General features: G+C 52.3%; 7 protein-coding genes. 4 read left to right on the forward strand and 3 right to left on the reverse strand.

Going from position 1 to position 4930, the window contains the following annotated elements:
* Positions 1-506: FUSC family protein (locus tag H9X86_RS11480; protein WP_204901656.1), on the reverse strand; the 506-nt coding region annotated here is incomplete at its 3' end.
* Positions 507-635: 129 nt separating this feature from the next.
* Between H9X86_RS11480 and H9X86_RS11485 the strand changes: the two genes are divergently transcribed.
* Positions 636-1256, forward strand: a complete 621-nt coding sequence (locus tag H9X86_RS11485) for a DUF1643 domain-containing protein (protein WP_204901657.1) — start codon at positions 636-638, stop codon at positions 1254-1256.
* Between the two features lie 37 nt (positions 1257-1293).
* Here the strand turns inward: H9X86_RS11485 and H9X86_RS11490 are convergent, their stop codons facing one another.
* A complete protein-coding gene (locus H9X86_RS11490) occupies positions 1294-1818 on the reverse strand; it encodes a DUF6512 family protein (RefSeq protein ID WP_204901658.1) in 525 nt (174 codons plus the stop codon).
* Between the two features lie 204 nt (positions 1819-2022).
* On the opposite strand from H9X86_RS11490, the gene spoIVB reads away from it, so the two are divergent.
* The 3 genes from spoIVB (at position 2023) to H9X86_RS11505 (ending at position 4508) form a co-directional block, all read left to right on the forward strand.
* The gene (gene spoIVB / locus H9X86_RS11495; RefSeq protein ID WP_243416943.1) at positions 2023-3069 is read left to right on the forward strand and encodes a SpoIVB peptidase; all 1047 of its coding nucleotides are present in this window, start codon (positions 2023-2025) and stop codon (positions 3067-3069) included.
* A 333-nt stretch (positions 3070-3402) separates the two neighbouring features.
* A complete protein-coding gene (locus H9X86_RS11500; protein WP_204901659.1) occupies positions 3403-3789 on the forward strand; it encodes a hypothetical protein in 387 nt (128 codons plus the stop codon).
* A gap of 29 nt (positions 3790-3818) precedes the next feature.
* Positions 3819-4508 carry a hypothetical protein gene (locus tag H9X86_RS11505; protein ID WP_204901660.1) on the forward strand — a complete coding sequence of 230 codons (690 nt, stop codon included), beginning with the start codon at positions 3819-3821 and terminating at the stop codon, positions 4506-4508.
* A gap of 134 nt (positions 4509-4642) precedes the next feature.
* On the opposite strand, the gene H9X86_RS11510 is transcribed toward H9X86_RS11505, so the two are convergent.
* Positions 4643-4930, reverse strand: a 288-nt coding sequence (locus H9X86_RS11510; RefSeq protein ID WP_204901661.1) for a hypothetical protein, incomplete at its 5' end; no start/stop codon positions are given.

Below are 4930 nucleotides of genomic sequence, written 5' to 3' on the forward strand. Positions count from 1 at the left end.
GGGGCGGGCTCTTCCGGCTTGGGGTGGTAGGGCAGCAGCAGGTCGATGACACAGGTGACCCCCACACCGGCCAAAGTGTCCAACATACGCTGGAGGGCAAAGAGGGCGGGGGAGCTGTCTGTGTTGTGGTTGACGGTGACGCACAGGAAAACCACGCAGGACAGCGCCGCACTGGAGGGGCGCTTGAGTACCAGAGCGGTGCGGATGAGGGGAATGATGGTGAGAGAGACCAGGGTATAGCGGAGCACATCCAGGTTTTCGGCATGGAAGAACTCCAGCCCATAGAGAATGATAATTCCGTACAAGCCACCCACCAGGGTGCCAATGGCCCGGTTCACCGAGGAGGTGATGGTTTTGTCCGTGGAGTTCTGCATACAGATCACGGCGGCAATCATGGAATAAAAGGCGGGCTCTCGGCGTAGGTACCCGAACATTCCGCAGATAAACACGGCAATGACGGTTTTTACCATGCGCATGCCCACCAAATGCTGACGATTTGCTGACATCGCCATCCTCCTTTCCTGTGGGGATTGTCTTTTTATGATATACGACAGGAGGAAAAAAAGCAACCCGGCAGCCTTTCCATTTGACGGGGGCCGTGGTATGATGGGGAAAAACAACGAGGAGGAGCTATGATGCACATCCCCAGTGGTGAGACAAGTCTGCTTGAACTGCTGCCCTTTCCAGAGGCCCTGAACCAGGCCCTGACCCCCAAAGAGGACTACGACGTCAATCGGTGGCTGTATGTGCCCCCATTCTACTGCGAGTACCGATACATTCTGGCCACCCGGGGCAAGCGCCCCCTCATCTGTGTTGGCATCAACCCGTCCACCGCTGCCCCTGACGATTTGGACAACACGTTGAAGTCGGTGGAGCGGGTGGCGCTGCACAACGGCTTTGACAGCTTTGTCATGTTCAACGTCTACCCCCAGCGGGCCACGGACCCCGACCACATGGAACAGCACTGCAACCAGACTCTCCACCAGGAGAACATGAAAGCCTTTGACTATGTGCTCTCCCTCTATGAGGACACCCAGCCCGCCATCTGGGCGGCCTGGGGCACCATCATTGAAAAGCGGGACTACCTGCCTGCCTGCGTGAGGGACATGATCGCCATTGGCCAGACCCATGGGGCGGCGTGGTACACCGCCGGAAAGCGTTCCAAGAAAGGGCACCCCCATCACCCGCTGTACCTCAGAAAGGACAGCGGGCTGGATGCCTTTGATGTGGAAACCTATCTCAACCAATTAAAATGAGAAAAAAAGCCTGCGAAATTTTCGCAGGCTTTTTTTCTCATGACGGCAGAATATAGAACGTGGGTGTGTTTTTACTCAAATCCAGGAAAAGGGCCATATCCGGTGGGAAGAAGGTAAACCAGATGATCATCCACCCCATGAGCAGTACGGCCATGAGGCACAACAGGGGAATGCCGGGGTGCTGGGTGAGAGGGGTGAGCACCCGGGCCAGCACAAAACCCGCCACCATGAGTACGGCGTATAAAATCAGGTCAAAGCCTACCCAGTCCCCCTGCCAGACAATATGGTACAGATAGCCCACACCCAACATGGCTGCTGCGATGATGGGTAGAGTTAAAAGCCAGGGGGCCAGACCGTCCAGGCCCCGGCCGTGTGTGAGGTACAGCCCGGAGAGCAACAGGGGAATGAGGAGAATTTTCAGGTGTTCCCACAGGCTCTCTTTCACCGGGGAGATCAGGGCGGTGATGGGGCTGGGCAGCCAGTGGAAGAGAAAGTGGAGCAGTACGCCCAGACCTAAGGCCAAAATGAGGGTAATGGTCACCTTTTTTGGAAAAAATTTCACAACGCCACCTCGTTTCTTACTACAAGTTATGCCCGCTGTGGGGCAAACTATGAGGAAAACATTTGTTGAAATCAAAGTTTTTGACCCTTGTGCCGGAGGGTTTCCAAAAGGCCCTCTCTTTCCCACGCAAGAAACATCGCAGAATCTGACACATTAGAAGATGGGCGAAGGCCCAAAATGTGAAAGAAGAGGCGGTGAGGATCATTGAACGAAGAAATAAAGCACTGGGTGGGAACCGCCCAGGCCATGCTGCGGGTGGTGCTGGTGATCCTGGTGGCAGCCCTTTTGCTGTGGCCCGTTTCGGTCAGGGCCAGAGCCGACACCTTGACGGTGGTGCCAGTGGGGCGTGCCGTGGGTATCAAGCTCTTCTCCGATGGCGTTGTGGTGGTGGGAACGTCGGAAATCACCACTCAGGATGGAGCGGTGAATCCGGCCAAGGACTGCGGTTTGAAAGAGGGGGACATCATTACCCACATTAACTCCACGGAGGTGGACACCATTGAGGAGGTGTCCGCCCTGTTGCAGGAACTGGAGGGGGAGACCATGAGCATCCGTGCCATCCGGGACGACAAGCAGGTACAGCTGACCGCTCAAGCGGCGCTGTGTTCGGCAGACGGAGAGTATAAGCTGGGTGCCTGGATCCGGGACTCCATGGCGGGCATAGGCACCGTCACCTACTACTGTCCCCAGACCGGCTGCTTTGGAGCACTGGGCCACGGCATCAACGACGTGGACACCTCTTTGCTCATGCCTCTGGACAGCGGCAGTATTCTCCCTGCCACCGTCTCCGGGGTGGAGAAGGGGCAGTGCGGCACCCCGGGACAGCTGCGTGGTATTTTTGAGGCGGATGTGACCTTGGGTGAGCTGTCCGACAACACCTCCTGCGGCATCTACGGCACCATGACCGACACCGATTGGTTTACCGGCCAGGCGGTGGAGGTGGCCTCCCGGGACGAGGTGAAGGCGGGCAAGGCCACCATCCTCAGCAATATTTCAGGCCATGAGGTGGAGGAGTATGAGATCGAGATCCTCAAGGTGTACCCCGACAGTCAGGAGGGTGGACGGGACTATCTCATCCACGTCACCGACTCCCGGCTGCTGGACAAAACCGGAGGCATCGTCCAGGGCATGAGCGGCTCCCCCATTTTGCAAAACGGCAAAATCGTGGGCGCTGTCACCCATGTGATGGTGGATGACCCCACCTCGGGGTACGGCATCTATATTGGGGATATGCTTCAGGCGGCAAGCTGATCACTGGCCGTGCCGGGGACGATGCCTCCCCGGCACGGCGAAAACTTATGTTCCACTTTTCAATACAAAACTACATACATATAAAGAATATCTTATACAAGTGTAGATGCAATAGAAACATAAAATTACATTTATGTAAAAAAATGAAAAAAGAACTTGAAATTTCCAGATAAAGGTCTATAATGTGAATACGACAAAATTTTCATTTTTTTCCATCTATCAAGGGGAGGTAAGGGCACATTGGCAGGCAGAAAGCTGCAGGGCAATGGTGACTGAAGCCCAACAGATGAAATATGAAAATTGTCAGTAAAATTTGGGAAGGAGTCATAAATCATGCCAAAATGGACCTATCATCTCACTGTCATCAATGAACTGAAACGCCCGTTGAAGCTGCTTGAACCCAACATTGCATGGGGGAGAAAGGAGAAGTTTGACGGTAATTTTCCAGACGTCATTCAGCCGGGGACATTTGGGAAATATTATGTGTATTCACCGGCCGGAACATCCACCGGCATCGAGTTTTACTTATCCTTCCAAGATAAAGCACCAGCCGGAGAACACAGCCTTGGAACGGTTCAAGTCAAGGTGGATATGCCATATTGGAAACACAAAAATACAAGTTCCTGCGAAACCACAGGGATGTTGGAACAAAGTGGATTTCAAGAAGTGCCTGATGGTGGACATGACTTTTCTACCACAGTGACCATATATGAAAAATAATTTTCGTTGTTCCATTGGGGGAAGGACATATGATTGAAAAATTCCAGAATTGGTCCTACATCAGAATGCTGCCCATCATAGAACAAAAGTCTGTCCGCAGCTATCTTCCGAGGACCAACGTATATCAAAATGAACTTCTGGTTGCCCGCACAAGTCCTGTCGTTCTTGATAAAAGCCTGTGGGGGCAGGTTCATGATCCCAAGTACTCAGACGGATATGCCAAATCCACGCAAATACAGTCCTATTTTTCTGTGTGCGTCTATTCCTTGAGACGGGCTGGAATGATTTCCATTGCGCAGGATCAAAGCTTGGAGAAAAACATCAGTATCGAGCACAGCTCCACATTGCGTCAGAGTGTTTCACAGTCTATGCGTTTGGAGGTCATTTTGGAGGGAAGCGGATTCCTTGAGGGCGGAAGTGTCATGGGTCAGTTGCAAAGCTCCTTTGAGCTCACCCAAGAAAAGGAGTACGTCACCGAAGATCGTCGTACCACCACCACTGATATTCGATATGATTCCACAGGATGTGACCGTGATGTGGTGCTGTGGGATGTGGCGAAGGTGATTGTGCTGTATCGTAAGCTGAAAGAGGCTTCCGGATCGCCTGCCGAGCAAATGGTGGGACTGACAGACTATTATTTTGAGACGTATCAGAAGACCTATATGGTTAAAGATGAAACGTTGAATGACGAGAAAGAGAGTGATGAGATATGTGGATGACCATTCGTGGAAGTTTGAATATCCGTATCAATGCAACTCGGATTGTGTATCTCGGAAATTCCATGGGCTATCAGCACAGGTTTCAGTGTAGTGGCGTGATAAGTATCCAAGGCCCGCTGCGCCAAGGTGTGACCTTACATAGAAATGGGCATTTTTCGGTTACAGCTGCTGGCCAGAACATCAATAATGCCCAAGAAATTCGGATACGCTGGTCGGGGAACAACAATAGTGTGTGTGAAGTATTCGTAAACTAAATCCATAAGAGACAGCACAGGGGCAACAGGAGAGACTCGTCGATCCTGGTGCCCCTGTCTTTTTTGTCTAATGAAAACCCCCGGCTGTGCCGGGGAGTTCAAAAAAAGCTTTAGCGTTCCATATGAAGAAAAAACTCCTTTTGATACAATAAGAGTGCGGTCTGCCAA

The sequence above is a fragment of the Pseudoflavonifractor capillosus genome, assembly GCF_016902575.1.
Taxonomy (GTDB): domain Bacteria; phylum Bacillota; class Clostridia; order Oscillospirales; family Oscillospiraceae; genus Enterenecus; species Enterenecus capillosus_A.